Here is a 23,791-nt window from a genome sequence, read left to right on the forward strand (position 1 = left end):
GTGCCGGTTGCGCCATTCCGCCTGAGCGAACAGGCAGCCGGCGACTCTCACCCGCGTGTAGTCACGCAAGGAGCTGTCGTGAATAAGTCGACGAAATATGCCGTTATCGCCGCGTTGACCATGTCGCTATCGCTGGAAGGCATGGCGCAATCGCGGCCGATCGCCTATCCGGCCAAAGGGCAAAGCCCGCAGCAACAGCAGCAGGACGAAGGCGCCTGCTATGCGTGGGCGAAGAACAATACCGGCATCGATCCGACCCAGGTCGCCAATGCCCCGCCCCCGCCTTCCGGACCCGCGGTGGGAGGCGGCGAGCGCGTGCAGGGCGCCGCGCGCGGCGCGGCCGGCGGCGCGGTCATCGGCGCGATCGCGGGCGACGCGGGCAAGGGCGCGGCGATCGGCGCCGCGACCGGCACGATGGTCGGCGGATCGCGCGCGCGGCAGAACCGGCGCGCGGCCGCGGCAAATTCGCAGGCGCAAACCCAGGGCGCGATGGACACGTTCAATCGCGCTTTCGCCGCCTGCATGTCAGGCCGCGGCTACACGGTCAATTGATCGCACAAGGAGAGCAGCATGACTAACCGCAAACTGATCATCGCGGCGGCGCTCGTGTGTCTCGCGAATACGGGATTCGCCCAGACGGACGCACCGGTCACGGTCAAGAGTGAGCCCGGCAAAGTCACCGCATCGAGCACCGTCAAAAAGACCGCGACGATCGTCAGCATCGAGCCCGCAACGCGCACCGTCATGCTCAAGGATTCGAAGGGCAAGGTCGTTGAGCTCGTGGTCGGCGAGGAGGCGCGCAACTTCGATCAACTCAAGGTCGGCGACGTGGTCAATGTCGAGTATTCGCAGGCTCTGACCATGATGCTGAAAAAAACCAACGCTCCGCTGACCGCCAACGAAACGCAGACGCTCGAACGCGCGCCGGAGGGTGCGAAACCCGGCGGCTCGGCCTCGCGCCAGGTCACGATCATGGCTAACGTCATCGCGGTCAATCACCAGAGCGGCGTGGTCACGCTGAAAGGCCCGCAAGGCAATACGGTGGATCTGGTCGTGCAGGACCCCGAACAGCTGAAGCGGATCAAAAAAGGCGACCAGATACAAGCGGTCTATACCGAGGCCGTGGCCATCTCCGTGGAGCCGGTCGCCGCCAAGTAGCGGGCATGGCTCGCGTCAGATCAGGCGATGCGCTTGCGCGAGGTCGCTGAGCGCAGGCCTAAAGTCCGCGCGTCGAAACCGCACCGTCGAGAAGACCCGCAGCATCGCATTGGGACTCGCCGGCAGATGCGCAAGGCGAAACTCGATTTCGTGCGCGGGCCGCGTCTCTCCCGGTTCCACGACGACGTTCATCCGGTCGAGCCGGTACGTGTTTCTGCGCACGTAGAAATGCGCCTCCGGCGCCTGCAGGACCCCGCACATCACGTCGAGATGGCGCTCCAGCGCCTCGGTCCTCAAACCCAGCTTCGCCAGAGCCTGATCGTTCTCTTCGATCTGCGCCTGCAGCTTCGCCACTTCCGCGTAATTCGACGATGCGTCGCTACCGAGCAGCGAGCGCACCCCCGCCCCTTGCCGTTCGAGAATCGTCAGGCGCGTTTTCAGCAGCGCCTTTTCGCGTTGCAGCTCGTCCTGCCGCGAGGTGTCGGCCTCGATCTTGCCGAGGCCTTCGAGCACCAGCTGATCGACGATCCGCAACGCGATTTCGCGCCGCAACGCGGCTTCCGATTCGCCGCATACGCGCACCTGGTGATCGCTGAAGTTGATGGTCGTCTGCGCGAGGTCGGTATGCGTCGTCTCGCCCTGTTGCCCGACGCCGAACACATGCCGCTCGTCGATGGCCATACCGAGCACCGCGAACACTTCATCGGCCAGCGCATGGTCACCGAAGAAAGCGTTCAGCGCCTGCGAGCGGTTAAAGGGCCCGCACACGTCATCAGCGGTGGCGAAGAAGGCATGAATATACGGGTCGGTCGCCCATACGGCCGCGCTCGCTTCGCGCGCGGGCGGCACTTCATCGGCGAGCCGGTCCAGATAGGCGGTCGTGTGTTGCACGGCGGGCCGCAGGCGCGACTCATAGTCGCGCGCGAGCCGCAACGACGGACAGAGTCCGGCGATGCGCTCGACGATTTCCTTCGTCTGCTGATCGTCGCTCTCTTCGGCAGCGGTGCGCCTGGTCAGCCAGCGCGACAGCAGACCCATCTCCGGCTCCTGTCGCCCGTCACGTTTCGTCGCGCTCCGGCAGCAACTGCGCGACGATCGTGTGGTTCTTCCAGAACAGGTTATGGACGCGGTTTTGCAGTACGCGCAATCCGTCCGGGCTGACGTCGTCGAAAGCGACCACCGCGCCGGGCCGCGAGCCCGTGCCATGCACGCGCTGGATCGAGCTGTAGCGCGGAAACCCGTAGCGAATCAGGAACTCGCCGATCTCTTCGTCGGAGACGCTTTCCTCGACGTTTCCAAGAAATAGTTCAGCCATGATGCTTACTCCTATCCCACGATGTTCAATCCGCCGTCGATATACAAGGTGGAACCGGACACCCGCCGTGCATACGGCGTGGCCAGAAACGCACAGGTATAGCCGACGTCCATGATGTCGACGAGTTCGCCGAGCGGCGCGCGCTGCACGGCCTCGTTGAGCAACAGCTCGAAATCCTTCAGGCCCGAAGCGGCGCGGGTTTTCAGCGGCCCGGGCGAAATCGCGTGCACGCGAATGCCCTGCGGTCCCAGCTCGAACGCCAGATAGCGCGCGCAGGCTTCGAGCGCCGCCTTGACGGGACCCATCAGGTTGTAGTTCGGCACGACCTTGTTCGCGCCGTAGTAGCTCATCGTCAGCATGGTGCCGCCGTCTTTCATCAGCGGCGCGGCAAGGCGCGCCATCCGCACGAATGAATGGCAGGAGATGTCCATCGCGCTCAGGAAACCTTCGCGCGACGATCGCAGCAAGCCGCCCTGCAGATCCGCTTTCGGCGCCCATGCAACGGCGTGAACGAGAATATCGAGGCGCCCCCACGTCTTCTCGATCCGATCGAACACGGCCTCCATCTCGTCCTCGCCCGTTACGTCGAGCGGCATGAAGATCTCGGCGTCGAGCGCTTTGGCGAGCGGTTCCACGTAAGGCATCGCGTTGTCGTTCGCATAGGTGAGCGCGACGCTCGCGCCGAGTTCGTGAAACGCCTTCGCGCATCCGTAGGCAATCGAATGCTCGTTGGCGACGCCGGTCACGAGGGCCTTCGCTCCTTCCAGAATCAAACGCGGTGGCTCGATCGTCATGGTGAAACTCCTCTATGGCGCGACAGCGCGCGTATGGCGGGCGATCATCAGTTCCTCGTCGGTGGGCACGACCCAGACCGGCAGCTTGCTCGAAGCGCGGGTGATCAGCGGGCCATCCGCCCGATTGGCCGCCTCGTCGAGTTCGGCCCCGAGCCAGGCCGCGTCGCGCACGATGCGCTCGCGGATCTCGACGGCGTGCTCGCCGATGCCGGCCGTCAGCACCAGCGCGTCGATCCCTTGCATCGCCGCGGCGAGACTGCCGAGTTCGCGCCCGATGCGGTAGGTGTAGACGTCGATGGCAAAGCGGGCGCGCGGGTCGTCGCTGTCGAGCAGCACGCGCATGTCGCCCGAGATGCCCGACATGCCGAGCAGCCCCGAGCCCTTGTAGACGAGGTCCGCGATCGACTGCGTGTCCATCTTCAACTCGTCGAGCAGATAGAGAATCACGCCGGGGTCGAGGCTGCCGCAACGCGTGCCCATCGGCAGACCTTCCACCGCCGTGAAGCCCATCGTGCTGGCCACGCTCTTGCCCGCGACCATCGCGCACATGCTCGCGCCGTTGCCCAGATGCGCGACCACGGTGCGTCCCGCCGCCGCGGCCGGCGCGATCTCCGGCAGCACGCTCGCGATGTACTCGTACGAGAGCCCGTGAAAACCGTAGCGCCGCACGCCGTGGTCGGTAATCGACGCGGGCAGCGCATAGGCCTGCGCGGTCTCGGTCTGCGTACGATGAAAGGTGGTGTCGAAGCACGCGACCTGCGGCAGATCGGGACGCAGCTGCGCGAGGATCCGGATCGGGGCCAGGTTATGCGGCTGATGCAGCGGCGCGAGCGGGCTCAGGCTGTCCAGCTGATCGAGCACCTCGGAGTTAACAAGCACGGGGCCGGTAAAGCGCTGCCCGCCGTGCACGACGCGATGCCCGACCGCCTTCAGTTGATTGCCGCTGCCGTGGTCACGCAAAAAACCGCCCAGATATTCGATTGCGCCCTGATGGCCGAGGCGATGGCCGTCGCCCCATTCGTGCGAGCTGACATTGCCGTCGCGATCTGTCGCCCGAAAACGCGGATTCGTGTAAAGCGCTTCGATCTGGCCGCGCAGAACGAGCTCGAGTTGCGCGTGTTGCGCGTCGAAGGCTCTGAACTTGAGGCTCGACGAACCTGCGTTCAATACGAGGATCACATCCGCCATGACGTCACCCGCTCACCTTGCCGGCCTCACGCCGCGCCTTTGCCACCAGCGCGGCGACCGCGCACGACGCGAGACGCGACGACAGCGAATCCGCGCGGCTCGTGAGAATGATCGGCACGCGCGCGCCGAGCACGATGCCCGCCGCGTCCGCGCCGGCCAGAAACGACAGGCTTTTCGCGAGCATGTTGCCCGCTTCGAGGTCCGGCACCATCAATACGTTGGCGCGGCCGGCGACCCGCGACTCGATCTGTTTGATGCGCATGGCTTCGATGCTGATCGCGTTGTCGAGTGCAAGCGGACCGTCGACGAGCGCGCCGGTGATCTGCCCGCGATCCACCATCTTGCATAGCGCCGCCGCTTCCACCGTCGATGGAATCTTCGGATTGACGCTCTCGGTCGCGGACAGGATCGCCACGCGGACTTCGTCGAATTTCAGCGCGTGCCCGAGATTGATCGCGTTCTGCAGAATGTCGACCTTCTCTTCGAGCGTCGGCGCGATGTTGATCGCGGCGTCGGTGATGATCAGCGCGTTCTCGTACGCGGGCACGTCCATCACGAAGCAATGGCTGATGCGCCGCTCGGTGCGCAGGCCGGTGTCACGGCGAATCACCTCGGCCATCAGCTCGTCCGTGTGCAAGCTGCCTTTCATCACCGCTTCCGCCTTGCCTTCGCGCACCAGTTGCACGGCTGCCGCGGCGGCGGCATGGCTATGCGGTGCATCGACGATCGTGAAGTCCGAGATATCGATGCCGTGTTCCGCGGCAATCGCTTCGATGCGCTCGCGCGGCCCGACCAGCACCGGCGCGATCAGTCCCATCCCGGCTGCTTCGACCGCGCCCTTGAGCGAACTCTGGTCGCACGGGTGCGCGACCGCTGTCGGCATCGCCGGCAGCGTCTGACAGTATTCGATCAGACGCTGATACTTCGCGTGCTTTTCCATGGGCATATTCCTCGTGTGTACGACGCGTTGGGTTCGTGACACGTGGCGCGCCGTGCTTACTTACGGTGCTTATCGACGCCGTGCATGCGGGCGCCGTGCATACGGGCGCCGTGCATGCGGGCGCCGTGCATACGGGCGCCGTGCATACGGGCGCCGTGCATACGGGCGCCGTGCATACGGGCGCCGTGCAACCGGTTGCGTCACGCTTGCGCCCGGCCGCGCCTCGCGCCGGTCGCTCACGTGCGAGTGGGGTCAGGCAAACGCGCGTTGCGCTTGCGGCCAGTGCGCGCACCCAGCACCTCGCGAATGCGTGCGAACGCCTCCTTCTGCGCGGCGTCGGGCGCCGAGTTCAACACGCGCTCGTCGACCATCAGCTTGTCGAGCAGTTGCAGAAAGCGCTCGCGGTCCTCGCTGTGGGAAAGCAGCTTCGGCAGCGTGGCAATCGCCTCGTCCGGTTCGAAGCTGACGATGATTTCCTGTTCGCCCCGGATGCGCCGCCAGTGATCGGTGCTGATGTCGGGCAGATACTCCGCGTAGCTTTCGGCGATCTCCTTGCGCAGCTCGTAGCGCGCGAGCGGCAACGAAGTACCTCTTTGCGACAACAGAAAAGCCGCGCGAGCCAGCGCCTCCGTGTAGCCGCCGTCGCCGATCGCCTGTAACGCCGTGCGCACGAACGGCAGCTCGCGCGGATCGATCGCGCCGGCTTGCGCGGGCGCGCCGTCGGCGGCGGGCTTGCTCAGATAGGTCGCATACAGATTCGCGTACACGCTGAAGAAACTGGCCTCGGTCGCCGCGTCGCGCATCGCGCGGTAATAGTCGAGCGACGCGCTGATCATTTGCGAGCCATTGTGTTCGAGCTTGCTCCACGGGTTATCCGCGCCGGCCCGCTGGCGATTCTCGCGAACCGACTGCGCGGCCGCCGGCAACCAGCCAAGCCACGGGTTCATCCCGGACACGGCCCAGCGCTGCCAGCGCAGCGGGTGAAACTGCCGCAGCAGGCGGGCGCTCGTTTCGTTCGACATCGCCTGCACGAACGGCTGCGCGAGCAGTTCATACATGCGCTGATTCACGTTGGACAACGCCGCGACCGCTTCAAACGGCTTTTCGTCGATGCGGGCGAAGCGGTTGAAGTGCGCGGAAATCTCTTCGAGCCGCCGCTCATGAAACTCCACTTCGTATTCGATCTCTCCGGCCGCGTTCCTCGCCTCGTTGATGGTCATGCCGTAGAGTCCAGGCGGAAACGTTTCGATGGTCTCGAGCACGGAGACGATCTGCCTGTGCTCCTTCTTCGCGACTTTCCCGGACACGAAAATGCCTAGATGTCCGATGTTTTCATGCGTCAGACCGACGATCACCTGGCCGCGCGACTTGATCTCCTCGGTGCTGCCGTACAGGTCCGCCACCCAGTTGAACGCCTGTTGAGGCGGCGTGATGTTGTCGCCCATCGACGCGAACAGGACGATCGGCGAGCGGATCTGACGCAGATCGAAAGCCTGACCGCTGCTGTTCGTCACGCCGCCCGACCACAGCTTGTTGCCGACGAACAGGTTGCGCGTGATCCATTCGATCTCCTCGCGATTCATCAGGTAGTAGCTGCCCCACCAGCGCTCGAATTCCAGAAAGCGCGGCGGCTCGGTGTCGACGTTCGAGAACAGGTGGTAGTACTTGTCCCAGAACGTGTTGGCGGGGTTCAGGTTCTCGAAGTTCTCCACCAGATACGCGCCGTCGAACTTGCCGTTGCCGAGATCCGCCGCGTACGACGCGAGCCACGAGCCGCCCAGCATGCCGCCCGCGTAGCGCATCGGGTTGTCGCCCTCGCCTTCGCTCCAGGCCGCGCTCCAGTACGACATCGGCGCACCGTTGATGACGATCGGGCCGGTTTCGTCGGGGTCGGAACTGGCGAGCATCATCGCCGCCCAGCCGCCCTGGCAATTGCCGATGATCGCGGGCTTCGGACTGTCGGGATGCAGCGCGCGCACCTTGCGCACGAATATCTGCTCGGCATTGCACACGTCGAGCAGCGTCTGACCGGGCTCGGGGTCGCGAAAGAACGCCACGAAGTAGACGGGATAACCCGCGCGCAGCGCGATGCCCGCCTGCGAATCGTCCTTGAAGCCGCCGATGCCGGGGCCGTGCCCCGCGCGCGGATCGATGATCAGATACGGGCGCTTGCGCACGTCGACGCCCACCCCTTCGAGCGGACGAAGTTGCAGCAGCGCATAGTTGACTGGCCTCTCGAACGTGCGGCCGTCCAGCACCGTGTCGTAGTCGAAATGCAGCACCGGCGTGGGACCGCTGGCGCTGCGCTGGACGAACTCGTTGCCGCGCCGGTACAGCGTGTCCCAGAACAGCAGCGAGCGCTGCGCAGCATCCACCGTGTATTGCCACGCGCTGAACGGATCGAAAGGCGCCGGCATCGCGCTCGTGGTCGGGGCGCCATCGTGATCGAGCTTGAACGTTTCGGCGACCCGTTCGTTCAGATGTCGCTGGGCGATTTGCGTGCGCTTTTGCAGCACGTGGGTGATTTTCGAGGCAATGTCCTGGCTTTGTGACAACAACGTTTCAGCGTCCATCGGGAGACTCCTGAAAGGTGCGCGTCACGATCGCTGCGAAGGCGCGCGCCGTGCATCGAATGAATCGTGGAGTTGACGCCGGCCCGCGGCAATCGGACCATGGTCTTATTATGCGCGCGACCCGGTGCAGCGCACGGGTTAGGGCGTGGTGCGCGTTGACATGGCGCAATACGACGCCTCACTGAGCGCCTCACTGAGCGCCTCACTGAGCGCCTCACTGAGCGCCTCACTGAGCGCCTCACTGAGCGCCTCACTGAGCGCGTCACTGAGCGCGTCACTGAGGCGGGTTCGCCTGCACCGCGGCGGCGATGTCGCGACTGACCGAGGCGAGCGCGCGATCGTGCGCGGCGATCAGCGGTTCGAAGCCGGGCCCGGACACGGTCTCGCGCGCGACCGAGCGGCCGGTGACGACCTGGCCCTTGCCGGGTGGCGGCCGCACGGCCCACAGCACGTCGACGGTGACGTCGCGCCCCGGCACCGACTCGAAGCGCATCACGTCGATCCGCACGCGCCACATCACGGCCGGATCGCGCACCGCATCGAACACCGAAATCTCCGGCGAGTTCAGCAGCACGCCGAGGTCGGCCGCGATCACGCGGCCGATGTCGCCACCGAGCGGCTGCGCCCAGCGGTCGAATTCGTTGACGGCGACCTCGTTGTCACCGATCCGCGTGACGATCTGCGGCCGATCCACCACCCCGGGGATCGTGACCGGACCGATTACCGCCGCGATCGGCCGGCTCGCGCCCGTGGCGCTCAGCGACTGATCAGGGCTCAGCGTGTAGAAGTTCGTCGGTGGCGACTTGCAGCCGCCGAGCATTGCGCCCGCGAGCGCGATCATCAGGCAGGCCGTGCAGCGGACTGTGGGGCGGCCTATCGGGCGCGGGACCGTCGCATCTGTCATGGTTTCTTGTTCTCCGACTTGCCGCGCACCAGCGATTCCGGATGCTGTTCCAGATAGTCGGCCAGCGTGCGCAGCGAGGCCGCGGTGCGGGTCAATTCACGCATCGCGTCTTCCGTCGATTGCTGCAGCGACGAATCCGGCTGCAGCGCGGCGTTCGCGGAATCGAGCGTGGTTTGCGCGGACTGCAGCGTGTCGTGCGCTTTCGGCACGACCTGCGTGTTGAGCTGGTTGAGCATCGCGTTGGTCGTGCGCAGTGTCGAGCGCACGTCCTTGCCGATATCGTCGAGCGGTACGTTGTTGAGCTTGGCCATCAGCCGCGTGACCGAGTCCTGCAGCGATTGCAGCGCGCGCGGGACCGCGGGTATTTCGGGCGGTGTCTTGCTCCAGTCGATCGACGCCTTCGGCGCGTCGGGGAAATAGTCGAGTGCGAGATACTGCTGGCCGGTCAGAATATTGCCGCTTCTCAACTGGAAGCGGAAGCCATGCTCGACCAGGTAGTTCGCGAGACCGCGCGGGTCGTCGGTGAGGTGTCCGCCAGCACCGTCGCTCTGATAGCGCGACGTGAAGCGCTCCGGATAGAGATTGATCTCGACCGGAATGCTGAAGCGGCGCGTTTCCCGATCAAAGCGCGTGTAGATGGCCGTCACTTCGCCGATTTCGAGGCCGCGGAAATCGACCGGCGCGCCAACCGTCAGACCGCGTACCGAATCCGTGAAATTCACCACGTATTTGATGACGATGCGATCCTGCTTCTTCATTGCCTCGGCGCGCGTCGTGTAAAGCTCGAATGAGGCGCCGTTATCGGCGTTCGTCTCTACTTGCGAGTCGGGCGGCGATTCGAACGCAATCCCGCCGATGATGATCGACACGATCGACTGCGTTTCGAGGCGCAAGCCGCCGCTGTCGAACGACATGTCGACACCGCTGGCGTGCCAGAAGCGCGTGTCGGTTTTGACGAACTTGTCGTAAGGCGCATTGACGAACACCTTCACGGTGACGCCGCGGCCGTCCGGGTCCAACTGATACGACGCGACCTGACCCACCTGAATTCTGCGGAAGAAGACGGGCGTGCCCACGTCGAGCGAGCCGAGTCCGACTCCGCGCAACGTGTACTCGTGCCCCGGCACGTCGCTCGCGATCACGGGCGGCTCCTCGAGGCCGACGAAACTGCGGCGCGCTGTCGGCGAATTGCCGACGTCGACGTCGATATACGAGCCCGACAGCAGCGTGCCGAGACCCGACACCGTGCCGCCCGAAATGCGCGGACGCACGACCCAGAAACGCGTGTTGTCGACGAGCAGGTCCGCGACGTCGCGCGTCACCTCGGCCTTGGCCACCACGCGCTTGTGGTCCCGCGACAGCGACACTGCTTCGACCACGCCGATATCGACGTCCTTGAACTTGAGCTTCGTCTTGCCCGCTTCGAGACCGTCGCCCGTCTTGAAAGTGATTGTGATCTGCTCCCCGCGCTCCATCACCGCCTTCACCGCGAGCCAGCCGCCGATCAGTACCGCGACGATCGGCACGAGCCAGACCAGTTGCATCCTCCAGCGCGAGCGCGGCACCGGCTCGGCGGCGGGCAGTTCGGGCTCTTCAGTCGGAGTGGACACGTTCCGTCTCCATTGCGTCCCACATCAGGCGCGGATCGAACGACATCGCGGCGAGCAAGGTCAGCACGACGACCGCACCGAATGCGATCGACGCCGGCCCCGCCTTGATCGTCGCCAGTGCCTGAAACTGCACCAGCGCGACCAGCATCGTGATCACATAGATATCGAGCATCGACCAGCGCCCGACCAGCTCGATCACGCGATAGATCCGCGTGCGCTGACCCGGCAGCCATTGCGAACGAAACTGCGTCGACGCCACGAGATACCCGAGGCCGAGAATCTTCAGCATCGGCACGGCGATGCTCGCGATGAACACCAGCAGCGCCAGCGGCCACGAACCGGACACCCACAGATAGACCACGCCGCTCAGGATCGTGTCCTTCTGCGAGCCGAACAGCGAGCTCGTGTCCATCACGGGCAACACGTTTGCCGGGATGTAGAGCACCATCGCTGCGACCAGATACGCCCAGGTCCGCGACAGGCTGGCGGGCTTGCGCTGATGCAACCGTGCCTTGCAGCGAGGGCAGACATGCTTGCCGGCGCCGCCGGGCTGCTTGAGCAGCAGGCCGCATTCTTCGCACAGCACGAGCCCGTAGGCCGCGGCCGTGATGGCATTGCGGCGCAGGCGCAGGGTCGGCAATTGAAATGCCCGGGCGCCGCCTCGCTCCGTGATGCGCGTCCACACCTCGCGCGGATCGAAGGTCGCCGCCGCGGCCGCGAGCAGCAGCATCAGCGCGATGAACGACCACAGCGCGGTACCGGGCACCACCTTCGCGATATGCGCGAGTTTGACGAGCGCGACCAGCAGACCGAGGATCAGCACCTCGGTCATGCCCCACGGCCGCGCGAGCTGAAACAGGCGAAAGCCCTCGGCCGGGCGCCACGGCACGCGACCGAAATGCAGCGGCACCAGCAGCCAGAGCATCGCCAGGGTCTGCAGCACCGGCGTGACGATCGTCGTGAGGCCGACCAGAATCGCGAGCGGCCACGTGCCGAATTCGTACAGCATGCGCACCGCGCCCGCGAGCGTCGTATTCACGACGTGGCCGTTCAGCGACAGACCGACGATTGGAAACAGGTTCGAGATCACGATCAGCACGGCGGATGCGCACGTGAAGGCAAGCGCATACTCGGGCCCGTTCGAGCGTCCGCGTCTGAGCTCCGCGCGGCAGCGCTGGCAGCGCAACGCATTGCCGGGCGCGGGCGGCGCGCCGAGCTGAAGCAGGTCGCACTCTTCGCACGCGATCAGCTCGTTGCGCGTCATCTCGCCTCCACTTCACCCGGCGGTCCACCCGGCGCGGGCGCGTTTTGCGAGACCGGCGCCATCGCCGCCGGTTGCGACGCGGGTGCAGGCACCGTCATTTTTTCCGCCTCGGTCACCCAGCCGCCGCCCATCGCCATGTACAGGTTGACGAGGTTCGTCAGCGTCGCGGCCCGGGTCTGGGTTTGCTGCAGTTCCGCGTTGAACAGGTTGCGCTCGGCATCCAGCACTTCCAGGTAGCTCGTATAGCCGCCCTCGTAGCGCAGCCGCGCGAGCCTCAGATACTTGCGCAGGTAGGCGACCTGATCGTTCTGGATCTCTAACTGCTCGCGTGACTTTTGCACCGAGATCAGCGCGTCGTCGACCTGCTGGAACGCAAGCCTTATCGCATTTTCGTAGGCGAATAGCGCCTCCTGCTGACGCGCGTCGGCCTGCTTGTTCTGACCGTAGATGTTGCCGCCCGTAAAGAGCGGCATCGTTGCCGAGCCGGCGAACGCCCAGACCCGCGCCGGTCCAGTGAAGAGACTGGAGAACTGCGTGCTCACCGAGCCGAACATCCCCGAGAGTGAGATTTGCGGGAAATACAACGCGCGCGCCGCGCCGATCAGCGCATTTTGCGCGACCAGATTCTGCTCAGCCTGCAGCAGGTCAGGCCGGCGTTCAAGCAGGTCCGACGGCATGCCCTCAGGCACGGCTGGCGTGGAGAGATCCACCAAAGCGCGGCCGCGCAGGATCGGCTCCGGATTGCTGCCGAGCAGCACCGCGATCGCGTCTTCCTGCTGCGCGATCTGCTGCTCGAATTGCGGGATGGTCGCCTTGGTCGCCGCATAGTCGGACTGGCTCTGGGCAAGCTCCATATCCGAAGTCTGTCCGAACTGCTGGCGCAGCGTGAACACATGCACGGAATCGGCGCGGCTCACCGTCGTGTCCTGGGCGATCTGGAGCTGCGCGTCGAGGCTGCGCAGCGTGATATAGGACGATGCGACCGATGCGACGAGCGTCAGGATCGTCGCGCGGCGGCTCTGTTCGGCCGCATTCGTGTTTGCACGTGCCGCCTCGGTTTCACGCCGCACCTGGCCGAACAGGTCGATGGTCCAGAAGGCCGACAGATTCGGCTGGAACTCGTTGAAGACCGGCGAGACGCCGGCCGGTATCGGCGTCGGGCCGTTCTGCGACGCGCGCTCACGCGCCGCGCTGAAACCGGCACTCGCCTGCGGGAACAGTGCCGAACGCGTGCTCACGAACTGACCCATGAACTCGTCGACACGCGCGGCCGCCTGCTTCACGTTGAGGTTGTTCTCGAGCGCGGTCTTCACCAGGTCGTTCAGCACCGGGTCGTCGAACTGCTGCCACCACGTGGTGTTGGCGACGTCGGCGACATCCGGGTACGCGAAGCGGTACGTTGCCGGCACGTCCACTTTGGGCCGCTCGTAGTTGGGGCCGAGCAGACAGCCGTTCAGCAACCCGGTGAGCAGGACTGGCGCGGCCACGCGCGCGATGGCAGCGGCTCGCATGTCAGTCGTCCTCATGCCGCGCGGACGGCGTGGTGGTCGGCGAGCCGGAGCCGCCAGAAGCGGGCGGCGGCGTTCCGCCGCCCGGCGCGGGGGTTTGCTTGCCGCCACCCTTGCGCGAGCCGAGCGACTCGATCCCCCAGTAGAACATCGGAATGAAGAACACGGCGATCGCGGTCGCACCCAGCATCCCGCCGATCACGCCTGTGCCGATCGAATGGCGGCTGTTCTGCGAGGCGCCTACCGCGATGGCGAGCGGCACGCAGCCGAGGATGAACGCGAGCGAGGTCATCACGATCGGCCGCAGGCGCTCTTCCGCGGCGACCAGCGCCGCGTCGTACGGCGTCTTGCCTTGTTCCCGGTTCAGCACCGCGAACTCGAAGATCAGAATCGCGTTCTTTGCGGCGAGCGCGACCAGCATGGTCAGCCCGATCTGGAAGTACACGTCGTTGTTCAGGCCGCGCAGCAGAATCGCGAACAGCGCGCCGAACAGGGCGAATGGCACCGCCATCAGCACGCCGAACGGCAGCGACCACTTCTCGTATTGCGCGGCGAGAATCAGGAACACCATGATGATCCCGAACCCGAACACGAGGCCGCCGGTCGAGCCCGACTTGATCTCTTCGAACGCCTCGCCGCTCCACCCGACGGCGTAGCCCGGTGGCATCTGCGCGGCGAGCTCCTGCAAGGTCGAGATCACCTGGCCCGAGCTGTAGCCCGGCGCCGCGTTCGCCGTAATCTTCACCGCCGGGAAGTTGTTGAAGCGCGTGATCAGGTCGGCCCCCGTGACGTACTTGTAAGTCATCACCGCCTTGATCGGCACCATGTTGTTCGAGCGGCTGCGCACGTAGATCTGGTCGAGGTCGGTGGGCGTGAGCCGGTAGCGCGGATCGGCCTGAACGATCACCTGCCAGAGCCGCGCGTCCTTGTTGAACTGCGACACGTAAAGCGAGCCGAACATCGTCTGCATCGCGCTGTACACCTCTTCGACCGGCACGCCGAGCGTCTCCGCCTGGTCGCGGTCGACGTTCACGAGCAACTGCTGCGAGCTCGCGTTGAACGTCGTGGTCACGCCGGTAAGTTCGGGGCGCGCCTTCGCCTTCGTCATGAAGTCCTGCACGACTCCCGCGAGCTGCTGGATAGAGCCGTCGCCGTGGCTTTCGATCCACATCTCGGTGCCGCCCGTCGTACCCAGGCCCGGAATGGCCGGCGGATTCACCGGTACGACAAGGCCCTCCTGAATCTTCGAGAACGTCTCGTAAGCCTTGATCAGTACTGCTCGCGCGTTTTGCTCCCGGATGTTCGAGAACTTGTACCGTTCGTCGAAACCTTTCAGGCCGACGAAGAACGTACCCGCGTTATTCTTGTTCTGACTGTCGAGCAGGCTGAAGCCGTTCACGATCGTAATGCTGCTGACCGCGTCCTGCTTCATGAAATAGTCGGTGACCTTGTCGCCCACGTCAGAGGTACGGTCGAGACTCGCCGCGTCGGGCATGATGATCGCGCCAAGCAGATAGCCCTGGTCCTCGGGCGGCAGAAAGGCGCCGGGGATCGATTTACCCATCATGACCGCGAGCGCGATCACGACACCGAAAACGATGAGCCCCAACACGTAACGCCTGATGATGAACTGGACGGCGCGCCCGTAGCCGGCCGTCATCCGCTCGAACTGACGGTCGAACCACTTGAAGAAGCCCTTTTTCTCATGGTGCGTGGGCTTGAGCAGAATCGCGGCAAGCGCCGGAGACAGCGTGAGCGCCACGATGCCCGAGAGCACCACGGAGATCGCAATCGTGATCGCGAACTGCTTGTATAACTGCCCGGTGATCCCGCTCAGGAACGCAACCGGCACGAACACCGCGCACATGACGAGCACGATCGCGACGACCGGGCCCGACACTTCGTCCATCGCCTTCTTGGCCGCGTCTTTCGGACTGAGCTTGAAGACGGTCATGTTGCGCTCGACGTTTTCGATCACGACGATCGCGTCGTCCACGACGATGCCGATCGCGAGCACCATCCCGAACAAGGTCAGCATGTTGATCGAAAAACCGAGCGCCGCCATCCCCATCGCCGTGCCGACGATCGACACCGGTACCGCCAGCACCGGAATGATCGTCGCGCGCAGGCTCTGCAGGAACACGAACACGACGATCACCACCAGCACGAGCGCCTCGAAGAACGTATGGATCACGTCGGCGATCGACGCACGTGTGAAATCCGTCGTGTCCAACGCAATCTGATAGTCGAGCCCTTCAGGAAACGACTTCTTGAGCTCCGCGAGCGTCGCGTGTACCTGCTTCGAGACGTCGAGCGCATTCGCGCCCGGCTGCTGGTAGACCGCGATGACCGTCGCGGGCTTCCCCTGGAAGGTGGTGCGGTTCGAATAGCTCTTCTGACCCAGTTCGGCCCGGCCGATGTCTTTCAGGCGGACGATCGCCGCGCCGTTGCTCGCTGCGCGGATGATGATGTTGTCGAAATCGGCGGGCGTCGCGAGCCGTCCGGTGGTCGTCACCGCGAACGACTGCTCGACCGGGTTGCCGGTGGGCGACTGGCCGACGGTGCCGACCGCGAATTGCTCGTTCTGCGCGCGCACGGCGTTCTGCACGTCGCCGGCGGTGATGCTCAGCTGCGCCATGCGATCGGGCTTCAACCAGATCCGCATCGCGTAATCCGGAGTACCGAAGATCGACGACTGGTTCGCGCCCGAAATCCGCTTGATCGTGTCGAGCACGTAGACGTTCGCATAGTTCGCGATATAGGTCGGATCGAATCGCTGGTCCGGCGAGTAGATCGCGATCACCATCATGAATGCGTTCGACTTCTTCTGGACCTGCACGCCCTGCGACTGAACCTGCTGCGGCAATTGCGGCAGCGCGAGGTTCACGCGGTTCTGCACGTCGACCTGCGCCAGTTCCGGATTGGTGCCGATCTGGAAGAACGCATTGAGCGTGTAGTTGCCGGTCGACGAGCCGGACGAATACATGTAGATCATGTTGTCCGCGCCGTTGACCTGCTGCTCGATCGGCGCTGCCACGTTGTTCGACACGACGTCGGCGCTCGCGCCCGGGTAGGTCGCGGAGACCGTGATCTGCGGCGGTGTGACGTCCGGATACTGCGCGATGGGCAGTGAGAACAGCGTCAACGCGCCGCCGAGCGTGATCACGATCGAGATGACGGTGGCGAAGATGGGCCGGTCGATACAATAACGCGAGATGTTCATCGAGTCGCCCCTTACTGCGATGCGCCGCTGGCCGCGGCCGGAGCCATCGCCCGGCCGCCCTCGCTTACCTGCGGCGCCGACGCGCCGCCTTTTTCGACGATCGGCGTGCCGCCGCTCTGCGTGGAAGGGAGCGTGCTGGTAATCTTGAGCGCCACGTCGGGTATGACACGGATCGCGCCATCGACCACGATGCGCTCGCCAGCCTTCAGGCCATCGTTGATGAACCAGTTGTCGCCGCTCCAGTCGCCGACTTCGACCACTCGCTGCTTCGCCTTCGACTCACTGTCCAGGACCCAGACGAAGTGGCTCTTCGCGCCCTGCAGCACTGCCCGTTGCGGCACGAGGATCGCATTCGGCCGCGAGGCGCCCGACACGCGCGCGCGCACGAACTGCCCGGGGCGCAACGTACCCTTCGGATTCGCGAGCACGGCCCGCACGAGGAACGTGCCCGTGTCGGTGCTGAACGCCGGATTCGCAAAGCTGATGGTGCCCTGCTGCGGAAATTCCGTGCCGTCGGCGAGTATCAATGTCACGACGAACTCGCTGTTTGGCGGGAAGCGCAGCTTGCCTGCCGAAATGTCGTCCTGAAAGTGGAGCATTTCGTTTTCGGAAACGCTGAAATTCACCCAGATCGGGTCGATCTGGTAGACATAGGTAAGGAGCCCGGAGGCATTGGCGATCAGGTAACTGCCGTCCTGCTGTCTCGCATAGCTCGCGACACCGCTCAGTGGCGACTTGATCGTCGTGTAGCCGAGGTTGAGCTCCGCCGTCTCCACCTGCCCTTGCGCGGAAATCACCGCGGCCTGGGCCTGCTTCTCATTGCCGATGGCGTCGTCGAGGTCCTTCTGGCTCAATGCCTGCTGCGCCGCAAGCGGCTTGACCCGCGCAAGATTCTGCTGCGCGACCGTGAGCCGCGCCTGCTGCGCCGCAAGCTGCCCCCGCGCCGTCTGCAGCGCGGCCTGAAACGGCTTCGGGTCCATCAGGAACATCACCTGGCCGGCCTTTATCTTGTCGCCTTCGGAGTACAACCGCCGGTCGAGAAAGCCGTCCACACGCGCACGAATCTCGACTTCACGCGAACTTTGCGTCTGTGCGGTGAACTCGAGTGAGACCGGTGTGTCCTGAGCAACGACCTGCATCACCGTGACTTCCGGCGCGCCGAGCTTGGGCGGCCCCTCTGCCTTCTTGCAGCCGGCGAGGGATGTCAGCAGCGCCAGCATCGCGACGACGACGGGCAGCGTGAAAGCGCCGCGAGCTTCTGGCCGCGGCGAAGTACGGGAGACGGGGACGGTTTTCATCGCGAGTTCCGCCAGATCACAAGGGCGTGCAATTGCCGAACAGCACGAAGGCATCGTTTCTGTTCGCGATGGTCAGCGTCATGTCGCCGTCCGCCGAATCGACGACCAGCGTCCAGCCAAAGCCCAACTCGTTGCCAAGGATGATGACCTGATCCGCGTCCTTGTTGACCGACAGCATCGGCGTCGTGCGCGCGGGACCCACCACTACGCGTTTGTCGAAGTCGAGCGTCAGGAATTTGGGCAGACCGAGATCCGCTGGTAACGCGCGCGTGCAGGCGATGCCCGGATCACAGGCGTGCGCGTCGATCGTCGCGCACATCAGCCGCTTGCTGCCGTCGAAGTCCGCCGCGCCGACCTGCGTCGCAACGGTGCCGAGAAGAATCGCAAGACAAACCGAGCTTGATTTCATCACGTGCGCTCCCGCTTTTTTCCTTGAACGCTTTCGCACTCCACGCAGCACAACGCGCGCAAACGCATGCACGCGCCCCGAGTTGTCTGGTCTCGCGTGCAGTGCGGAGCAGCCGGCGTCCGGTTCTACGCGTTGGCTGAATTCAGTTTGGTGGCCCGGTGAAACGGCGGCAATCGGACCTTGGTCTCATATCGTCCGGCGCGAAGTCGCGTCCTCACGGTGTCGGCGGACCGTTGATGGCCATCTCCACCGCCTTGAACAGGATCGCGCTCGTGAACGGCTTGCGTAGATACGCAGCCGCTCCCGCCGCAAGCGCGGCCTGACGAACGGAGAGATCGTCGTAGGCGGTAATCACGATGACCGGCACGCCCATCTGCGCGAGCTGACGCTGGACTTCCAGGCCGTTGCTTCCCGGCATCTGGACATCCAGAATCACGCAGGCGGGCCGATACGACGGAATCGCCACAAGCGCATTCAAGAACTCGTCGCCGCTGCAAAACGTCTCCGCCCTGATACCTTCGGAATGCAGCAAACGCTTGATGGCTCGGCACACCGACTCGTCATCGTCGACCACCGCAACGAATTGGTTAGGGTTGACCATATGACAGCGCGCACGCGCGGTCGCTCCGGAAAGGGGACCACTGATGCCTTAGCGTAATGGTTGAAAGCCCGATGAGATATAAGACTTTGGTCCACTAGCGGTGTCGGCCAGCACCGCGCAGAGTGGCGGCGCAACGCGGGAGTTGGTGGCGGATTCAGGCGATTATTCTTCGTCGGCGATACAAACGCCGCCCTTTCGCACCAGATGAACGAGTTCGACGATCGATCGGGCCTTCATCTTCTCCATCACGCGGGCCCGATGAATCTTGATGGTTTTTTCGGCCGCGCCCAGATCACTCGCAACCTGTTTGTTCAGGCGGCCGGTCACGACGAGCTCCATGACTTCGCGTTCGCGGCGCGTCAGGTGCCGCATCCGCTCTTCGATTTCCTCGCGTTCGTGACGCCGTCTGCTTTCCGCACACGCACGCGCGAGCGCGCGATCCACCGCCGCGAGCAACAGCGAGTCGGGCACCGGCTTGGGCAGAAAGTCGACCGCGCCGCCCTTCATCGCGTCGACGCTCGAGCTGATGTCGCCGTGCCCGGTCAGAAAGACGATCGGCAGCAGCTGATCGAGCTTGCGCTGCACTTCGAGTCCCGTCATGCCCGGCATCTGCAGATCGAGCACGAGGCAGGCCGGCATGCTGGTCAAATCGGCCCGTTCGAGAAACGCCCCAGGACTATCGAAGCATTCGACCTGGTAGCCGGAGGCGCGCAGCAGGCGGCCGAGCGCGCTGCGCACGCTGTCGTCGTCGTCGACGATGAAGACGCGAGTGTTGGTCTGGTTCATGGTGATCAGGGCACGCGTGTCTGTCGGATATCGGTCGCGACGGGAAGCGTGACGTGAAACGATGCCCCTTTGCCCTCGTTGTTTTCCGCCCACAGCCGGCCGCGGTGCGCCGTGACGATCGTGCGGCTGATCGAAAGACCCAGTCCGAGCCCCTGCGGTTTGGTAGTGAAAAATGGCCGGAAAATCCTTTCCATGCTGTCGGTGTCAAGGCCCTGGCCGCGGTCTTTTACCGTTATCCGTATCAGTCCGCCCGCTTCCTCACGCACCGTCGTGTCGACGAGACGGTCCGCGGCGGGGCAATCCTTGACTGCGTCGAACGCATTGAGCAGCAGGTTCAGGATCACCTGCTGAAGCTGAACCTTGTCGCCGCAGATCACCGCCAGATTCTCCGGGATGTCGAAGCTCGTGCGCACGCTGCGCGTCAACGCGTCGCTGTGCACGAGCATCGCGATGTCGCGCACGACGTTGCCGACGTCCAGCAACTGCAACTCGACATCGCCTTTGCGGACCAGCGCGCGAATCTTCTGCAGCACGTCGTTCGCGCGGCAATTGTCGGCCACGATGTCTTCGAGCGCCTCGCGCAGCTCCACTACGTTGGCCGTCCCCGAATCCATGAATTTGCGTGCGGCTTGCGCATTGAACAGGATCGCGGTAAGCGGCTGCTTCAACTCGTGCGCGAGCGACCCGGCCAGCTCGCCCAATGAAGAAACCCGCGCGATATGCGCGAGATCCCTCGTATTTCCATCGACTTCGCCGCAGGCACTGCAATCCGATATCGCGGTGATCCGCAATTCCTGATTGTGCACGCGGCATCGCGTGGTTTCCGCTTCCGCGTGAAAGCCGCCGCCGTCGCGCCGCCGCGCGATCAGAATCTGCGTGGTCGTGACGCCGGGGATTTGCTGCTTCGCGCCATGATTGCCCGGACCCGAACGATCGGCGTCGATGCCGTCGATCGGAAACAGCTTGGCGGCCGGCGCGCCGATCAGCTCTTCCCTCGTGTAGTCGAACAGTTTCGCCGCGTGCGCGTTCGCGAAGATGATCTGGTCGCGCTGATCGACGGTGACGATCGGGACCGGCATCATTTCGAGCATCTCGCGCAGCGGCATTCTCGCGTCGAGCATGTACCGCGTACCGCGATCGCCCTCGCCTCGCAGCCACGATGTGCACGCGTCGACACAACGCCGCCGTGCCGGCAACGTGTGCGGCGGCTCGTAAAATTCGCGGGTACTCGGTCGGCTCGACACGCCGGGAATACCGCGAGCGCGCTGAAACCGGTGATGCCTGGGTGAAGACTGTCTGGAAGGGTCGTGCCCGGATAGTGGAGGGCCGTCGTTACGCGCAGTGTCGATCTGTGATGGGCTGCGTTGGCGCGGTTGCGCGGACAGCGCCGTAAGAATTCCCGCTACCCCGATCGCCAGCTGTCTGCCATGCTCGAACAGATTAATCATTGGCACCTCCGGGTCCAGTGCGAACGGATTCCGTACAACTGCGACGTCTTTATCTTTGGGCTTCGAACCGCATAATTGACTTCACAATCCGTACTTCGCACGTCTGGTGGCTGGAACTCAGTATAGGCTATCCAGAATCAATTACCGACCGATGACCGTAATTTGTGCCGCTTACCCGGGAAACTACTCAATAGCTTTCTGCATTGTCCGCCATCAACCGGCCGAGGTTGTGTCAAAACTCGAAACTACCCGGTTTTCGGGTGTCGCTTTGCCCTTGCCGAAGTGCCGCGAAGCCGATACAGAGCGTTCTGGTGAGTCGACTTTCGCGCTCGACGTCAAAGTCGCGCGTTTTGACACAGCCTCGGCCAATAGCGGCAATCCTCGTTAGGCAATTAATTATTGCTGCGCAGGCAGTCTCTCCGCCGCCCCTTCGCACTCTGGAGAACGTTAGCAAACGTACACCGTCACAGTATCGAGCCGCAATATTCCGCTGCCAGTGGCGGATTCGCACTATGGCCGCGACGTCCGGCGCGACACCGCTTTCAACCGAATGTCATGTTCCTGGAGCTTTCGTGCATCGTGAATCGCAAACACATAAGGTATACCGATTCATATTGCCTGATTGCATTAATTCCTCAGTGAACTGGTTTATTTTTACACACCCAACGCTTTTATCGCACGTCATTTTCACTGCGAATCATTAGCGTTCAAGGAATACTCAAAAGATAGATTTATGCCAGGCAGATGAGTAACCGCGGCGCCGCGGCGAGAGCGCGTGTTTCGCTGCGCCTTTTATACCGGTGTTGAATACACACGACTCTGGCGTGCAGCGTTTCGTAGGGACAATGGGAGGGATGATAGGGAAGCCGGGCGGGGGGAATCCGCCAAAAGCGATGCGCCTGGCGTCGCGACGCCAAAGCATGTGAAGCGCGACCCGCGGCATCGCTGTAACGAAGCCGCGACATCACGCGATGAACGAGGTGCGCGTCAATACGAATGCGGAAGCACGCCGCAAAGAGCGGCGATGCGCCGCCGTTTGACAGCGCAATGACGATCCAATGCCGCCGCTTGCGGCGCCCTGCTACAGATTCATGCGCGTAACCTTGGTGCCGGCCACCGACACGTCGGCCATCAAGCCCGCATTGGTCAACACCACCGCGATGACCTCGGAGTTTATCGACGAGGTATCGATCGTGCCGTTAGCGCCGACTTTCAGGAGCGAAACCGACGCATCGGCACCCGCCGACCAGCCCGCTGAACTGCGGAATTTCGTGAGCGCATCCTGCGTCATGAACAGGAAGAACACGGCACTCGAATCCGCGCCGGCCTGCAATCCGAAGGAAGCCGCTGCGGTGCTGTAATAGCCAACCGACGCTCCACCGACACGCAACGCGCCTTCACCGTACGAGCCACCGACGATGAACGCCGCCTTCTTCACCGCAGGGAACACCAGCACGCCCTGCGCCTTCCCTACGAGTTCGCGCGAGCCTTTGACCGTATCGTACAATTTTGAGATTGCACCATCCACGCCCGCGTCGATCTGTTGCCGTTTGGCGGCGTCGGTAGCGGGACTCTCGCCACTGCTTCCGGTCGTCGTGCAACCCGCCAAAGCCAGACTCGCAGCCATGGTCGTAAGCGCGAGCGTATGCACAAAGTTCCGTCTGTTCACTATCGACTCCGTTCTGGTTACGATCCGAGTCGCCAGTCCTGATACCTGGAAGCCTCGATCTTTTTTCTCTGCCGTGAAGCGGCATAGCCGCCCAAGGAACCCTCAATGCCATCACCGCGCGTCGATCTTCCGGCCGCACGCCGCGAGCATTGGAAGCGTCGACTCCTCGACAACCGGAGCGACGACTGCAACGCGCGCAGATACATGATGTCACGCTGGATCCGATGCGGAATCGGACCTTGGTCTTACAGTTAGCGGGATGCCGACGATGCGCGAAACGCGAATCCGGCGAAGCTGGCGGACCGGGCCCGCCCGACATCGATCACCCGCCGAGCGCGATGATCGCCATGGTCAGCAGCACGCCGACCGCCGCCATCGCAAGGCCGGCTTGCCAGCCGCGAAATCCCGCGTAATGGCCCAGCGCCACGCCGCTGCCGAATAACATCGCAATGGTCAATACACGGGAGACTATCAACGCCGTCGGGACGTTCGCGATCAATATGAAGGGCAACGCGACCGGGAACGTCGAGCAAACCACCAGCACGAAGATAGCCACGGCGCCGATGAAATCGTCGCGCACGAATACTGCTCGCTGCGGCAGATCCGGCCGCGCGGCAACACGGCTGCGGATGGACTCGAGCTCCTTATCGCCGACCAACGGTTTGAGCCACCCCGCCATCGCATCGCGAAGCGCCCGAACGCCCGCGGCCGCATCCAGCTCGCTTCGCACGGAATGCGCAACTGTCACACGTCTGCCACGAGACACCAGCGTGCGCACGAGGTACATCACCGCGTCCGCGAGACCCCATGCAAGATTGCAGCCCAGCGCGGTGAAGAACATCTTGTGCCCCGCGTCCGCACCCGCGCCCACCGCCGAGACGGTGCCGACGAACGTCAGCGCCATAAAGAGGCCGAAACATAACTCGCACACTCGATCGACGACGTCGAGAACCGGCTCCCTATCGCCCCCGCTGTCCCGCTCCGTGTGACCGGTGACATCCATGAGGCCTCCCGTGGCGATGGCGTCGATCGAACCCGCGCGCTTTGCTGGCATACGGATGCGGGTGCGGCGACGGACATCCGGATCGGGCACGCGCGAGCAG

The 23,791-nt window shown here is 64.0% G+C and carries 21 protein-coding genes; 2 read left to right on the forward strand and 19 right to left on the reverse strand.

Annotation, left to right across the window (positions count from 1 at the left end; all coding sequences use genetic code 11):
• Nucleotides 1–78: 78 nt before the first annotated feature.
• On the forward strand, nucleotides 79–552 hold the full coding sequence (locus L0U84_RS32325) for a glycine zipper family protein (RefSeq protein WP_233856117.1): 474 nt from the start codon (nucleotides 79–81) through the stop codon (nucleotides 550–552).
• Nucleotides 553–570: 18 nt separating this feature from the next.
• Nucleotides 571–1,158, forward strand: coding sequence for a hypothetical protein (locus L0U84_RS32330; protein ID WP_233856118.1), 588 nt, complete (start codon nucleotides 571–573; stop codon nucleotides 1,156–1,158).
• 15 nt (nucleotides 1,159–1,173) lie between these two features.
• On the opposite strand, the gene L0U84_RS32335 is transcribed toward L0U84_RS32330, so the two are convergent.
• The 19 genes from L0U84_RS32335 to L0U84_RS32420 form a co-directional block, all read right to left on the reverse strand.
• Complete coding sequence (locus tag L0U84_RS32335) at nucleotides 1,174–2,196, reverse strand: hypothetical protein (protein WP_233856119.1); 1,023 nt, start codon at nucleotides 2,194–2,196, stop codon at nucleotides 1,174–1,176.
• 19 nt (nucleotides 2,197–2,215) lie between these two features.
• Nucleotides 2,216–2,473: an RNA-binding protein gene (locus L0U84_RS32340; protein WP_233856120.1), complete on the reverse strand. Its 258-nt coding sequence runs from the start codon at nucleotides 2,471–2,473 to the stop codon at nucleotides 2,216–2,218.
• A gap of 11 nt (nucleotides 2,474–2,484) precedes the next feature.
• Nucleotides 2,485–3,267, reverse strand: a complete 783-nt coding sequence (fabI, locus tag L0U84_RS32345; protein ID WP_233856121.1) for an enoyl-ACP reductase FabI — start codon at nucleotides 3,265–3,267, stop codon at nucleotides 2,485–2,487.
• 12 nt (nucleotides 3,268–3,279) lie between these two features.
• Nucleotides 3,280–4,455, reverse strand: a complete 1,176-nt coding sequence (locus tag L0U84_RS32350; RefSeq protein WP_233856122.1) for an acetate/propionate family kinase — start codon at nucleotides 4,453–4,455, stop codon at nucleotides 3,280–3,282.
• Between the two features lie 4 nt (nucleotides 4,456–4,459).
• A complete protein-coding gene (locus tag L0U84_RS32355) occupies nucleotides 4,460–5,437 on the reverse strand; it encodes a phosphate acetyltransferase (protein WP_326491213.1) in 978 nt (325 codons plus the stop codon).
• Nucleotides 5,438–5,451: 14 nt separating this feature from the next.
• Nucleotides 5,452–5,586: a pentapeptide repeat-containing protein gene (locus L0U84_RS44275; protein ID WP_442794066.1), complete on the reverse strand. Its 135-nt coding sequence runs from the start codon at nucleotides 5,584–5,586 to the stop codon at nucleotides 5,452–5,454.
• A gap of 45 nt (nucleotides 5,587–5,631) precedes the next feature.
• Nucleotides 5,632–7,968: a DUF3141 domain-containing protein gene (locus L0U84_RS32360; RefSeq protein WP_233856124.1), complete on the reverse strand. Its 2,337-nt coding sequence runs from the start codon at nucleotides 7,966–7,968 to the stop codon at nucleotides 5,632–5,634.
• A 274-nt stretch (nucleotides 7,969–8,242) separates the two neighbouring features.
• On the reverse strand, nucleotides 8,243–8,809 hold the full coding sequence (locus L0U84_RS32365; protein WP_442794091.1) for a PqiC family protein: 567 nt from the start codon (nucleotides 8,807–8,809) through the stop codon (nucleotides 8,243–8,245).
• 59 nt (nucleotides 8,810–8,868) lie between these two features.
• Complete coding sequence (locus L0U84_RS32370) at nucleotides 8,869–10,482, reverse strand: PqiB family protein (protein ID WP_233856126.1); 1,614 nt, start codon at nucleotides 10,480–10,482, stop codon at nucleotides 8,869–8,871.
• A complete protein-coding gene (locus L0U84_RS32375) occupies nucleotides 10,466–11,746 on the reverse strand; it encodes a paraquat-inducible protein A (RefSeq protein ID WP_233856127.1) in 1,281 nt (426 codons plus the stop codon). Before L0U84_RS32375 ends, L0U84_RS32370 begins: the two co-directional genes overlap by 17 nt.
• Nucleotides 11,743–13,257, reverse strand: coding sequence for an efflux transporter outer membrane subunit (locus L0U84_RS32380; RefSeq protein WP_233856128.1), 1,515 nt, complete (start codon nucleotides 13,255–13,257; stop codon nucleotides 11,743–11,745). Before L0U84_RS32380 ends, L0U84_RS32375 begins: the two co-directional genes overlap by 4 nt.
• A gap of 1 nt (nucleotide 13,258) precedes the next feature.
• The gene (locus tag L0U84_RS32385) at nucleotides 13,259–16,477 is read right to left on the reverse strand and encodes an efflux RND transporter permease subunit (protein WP_233856129.1); all 3,219 of its coding nucleotides are present in this window, start codon (nucleotides 16,475–16,477) and stop codon (nucleotides 13,259–13,261) included.
• An 11-nt stretch (nucleotides 16,478–16,488) separates the two neighbouring features.
• Complete coding sequence (locus tag L0U84_RS32390) at nucleotides 16,489–17,775, reverse strand: efflux RND transporter periplasmic adaptor subunit (RefSeq protein WP_233856130.1); 1,287 nt, start codon at nucleotides 17,773–17,775, stop codon at nucleotides 16,489–16,491.
• Nucleotides 17,776–17,791: 16 nt separating this feature from the next.
• Entirely contained in the window at nucleotides 17,792–18,184 is a 393-nt protein-coding gene (locus tag L0U84_RS32395) for a hypothetical protein (protein ID WP_233856131.1), read from the reverse strand.
• 214 nt (nucleotides 18,185–18,398) lie between these two features.
• Complete coding sequence (locus L0U84_RS32400) at nucleotides 18,399–18,785, reverse strand: response regulator transcription factor (RefSeq protein WP_129960076.1); 387 nt, start codon at nucleotides 18,783–18,785, stop codon at nucleotides 18,399–18,401.
• Between the two features lie 162 nt (nucleotides 18,786–18,947).
• The gene (locus tag L0U84_RS32405; RefSeq protein WP_233856132.1) at nucleotides 18,948–19,571 is read right to left on the reverse strand and encodes a response regulator transcription factor; all 624 of its coding nucleotides are present in this window, start codon (nucleotides 19,569–19,571) and stop codon (nucleotides 18,948–18,950) included.
• Between the two features lie 5 nt (nucleotides 19,572–19,576).
• Complete coding sequence (locus tag L0U84_RS32410; RefSeq protein WP_233856133.1) at nucleotides 19,577–20,692, reverse strand: PAS domain-containing sensor histidine kinase; 1,116 nt, start codon at nucleotides 20,690–20,692, stop codon at nucleotides 19,577–19,579.
• Between the two features lie 1,408 nt (nucleotides 20,693–22,100).
• Nucleotides 22,101–22,688, reverse strand: coding sequence for a BPSL1445 family SYLF domain-containing lipoprotein (locus L0U84_RS32415; RefSeq protein ID WP_442794068.1), 588 nt, complete (start codon nucleotides 22,686–22,688; stop codon nucleotides 22,101–22,103).
• 322 nt (nucleotides 22,689–23,010) lie between these two features.
• Complete coding sequence (locus tag L0U84_RS32420; RefSeq protein WP_233856910.1) at nucleotides 23,011–23,691, reverse strand: hypothetical protein; 681 nt, start codon at nucleotides 23,689–23,691, stop codon at nucleotides 23,011–23,013.
• Between the last annotated feature and the right edge of the window lie 100 nt (nucleotides 23,692–23,791).

Origin of the sequence: Paraburkholderia sp. HD33-4, assembly GCF_021390635.1 — a bacterium.
GTDB lineage: Bacteria > Pseudomonadota > Gammaproteobacteria > Burkholderiales > Burkholderiaceae > Paraburkholderia.

What these genes read in the sequence shown, in the direction of transcription:
- L0U84_RS32330 (WP_233856118.1), top strand. Translation starts at nt 571, where the DNA reads ATGACTAACCGCAAACTGATCATCGCGGCGGCGCTCGTGTGTCTCGCG.
- L0U84_RS32335 (WP_233856119.1), bottom strand. Translation starts at nt 2,196, where the DNA reads ATGGGTCTGCTGTCGCGCTGGCTGACCAGGCGCACCGCTGCCGAAGAG.
- L0U84_RS32340 (WP_233856120.1), bottom strand. Translation starts at nt 2,473, where the DNA reads ATGGCTGAACTATTTCTTGGAAACGTCGAGGAAAGCGTCTCCGACGAA.
- fabI (WP_233856121.1), bottom strand. Translation starts at nt 3,267, where the DNA reads ATGACGATCGAGCCACCGCGTTTGATTCTGGAAGGAGCGAAGGCCCTC.
- L0U84_RS32350 (WP_233856122.1), bottom strand. Translation starts at nt 4,455, where the DNA reads ATGGCGGATGTGATCCTCGTATTGAACGCAGGTTCGTCGAGCCTCAAG.
- L0U84_RS32360 (WP_233856124.1), bottom strand. Translation starts at nt 7,968, where the DNA reads ATGGACGCTGAAACGTTGTTGTCACAAAGCCAGGACATTGCCTCGAAA.
- L0U84_RS32365 (WP_442794091.1), bottom strand. Translation starts at nt 8,809, where the DNA reads ATGATCGCGCTCGCGGGCGCAATGCTCGGCGGCTGCAAGTCGCCACCG.
- L0U84_RS32375 (WP_233856127.1), bottom strand. Translation starts at nt 11,746, where the DNA reads ATGACGCGCAACGAGCTGATCGCGTGCGAAGAGTGCGACCTGCTTCAG.
- L0U84_RS32380 (WP_233856128.1), bottom strand. Translation starts at nt 13,257, where the DNA reads ATGCGAGCCGCTGCCATCGCGCGCGTGGCCGCGCCAGTCCTGCTCACC.
- L0U84_RS32385 (WP_233856129.1), bottom strand. Translation starts at nt 16,477, where the DNA reads ATGAACATCTCGCGTTATTGTATCGACCGGCCCATCTTCGCCACCGTC.
- L0U84_RS32390 (WP_233856130.1), bottom strand. Translation starts at nt 17,775, where the DNA reads ATGAAAACCGTCCCCGTCTCCCGTACTTCGCCGCGGCCAGAAGCTCGC.
- L0U84_RS32395 (WP_233856131.1), bottom strand. Translation starts at nt 18,184, where the DNA reads ATGAAATCAAGCTCGGTTTGTCTTGCGATTCTTCTCGGCACCGTTGCG.
- L0U84_RS32400 (WP_129960076.1), bottom strand. Translation starts at nt 18,785, where the DNA reads ATGGTCAACCCTAACCAATTCGTTGCGGTGGTCGACGATGACGAGTCG.
- L0U84_RS32405 (WP_233856132.1), bottom strand. Translation starts at nt 19,571, where the DNA reads ATGAACCAGACCAACACTCGCGTCTTCATCGTCGACGACGACGACAGC.
- L0U84_RS32410 (WP_233856133.1), bottom strand. Translation starts at nt 20,692, where the DNA reads ATGCTCGACGCGAGAATGCCGCTGCGCGAGATGCTCGAAATGATGCCG.
- L0U84_RS32420 (WP_233856910.1), bottom strand. Translation starts at nt 23,691, where the DNA reads ATGGATGTCACCGGTCACACGGAGCGGGACAGCGGGGGCGATAGGGAG.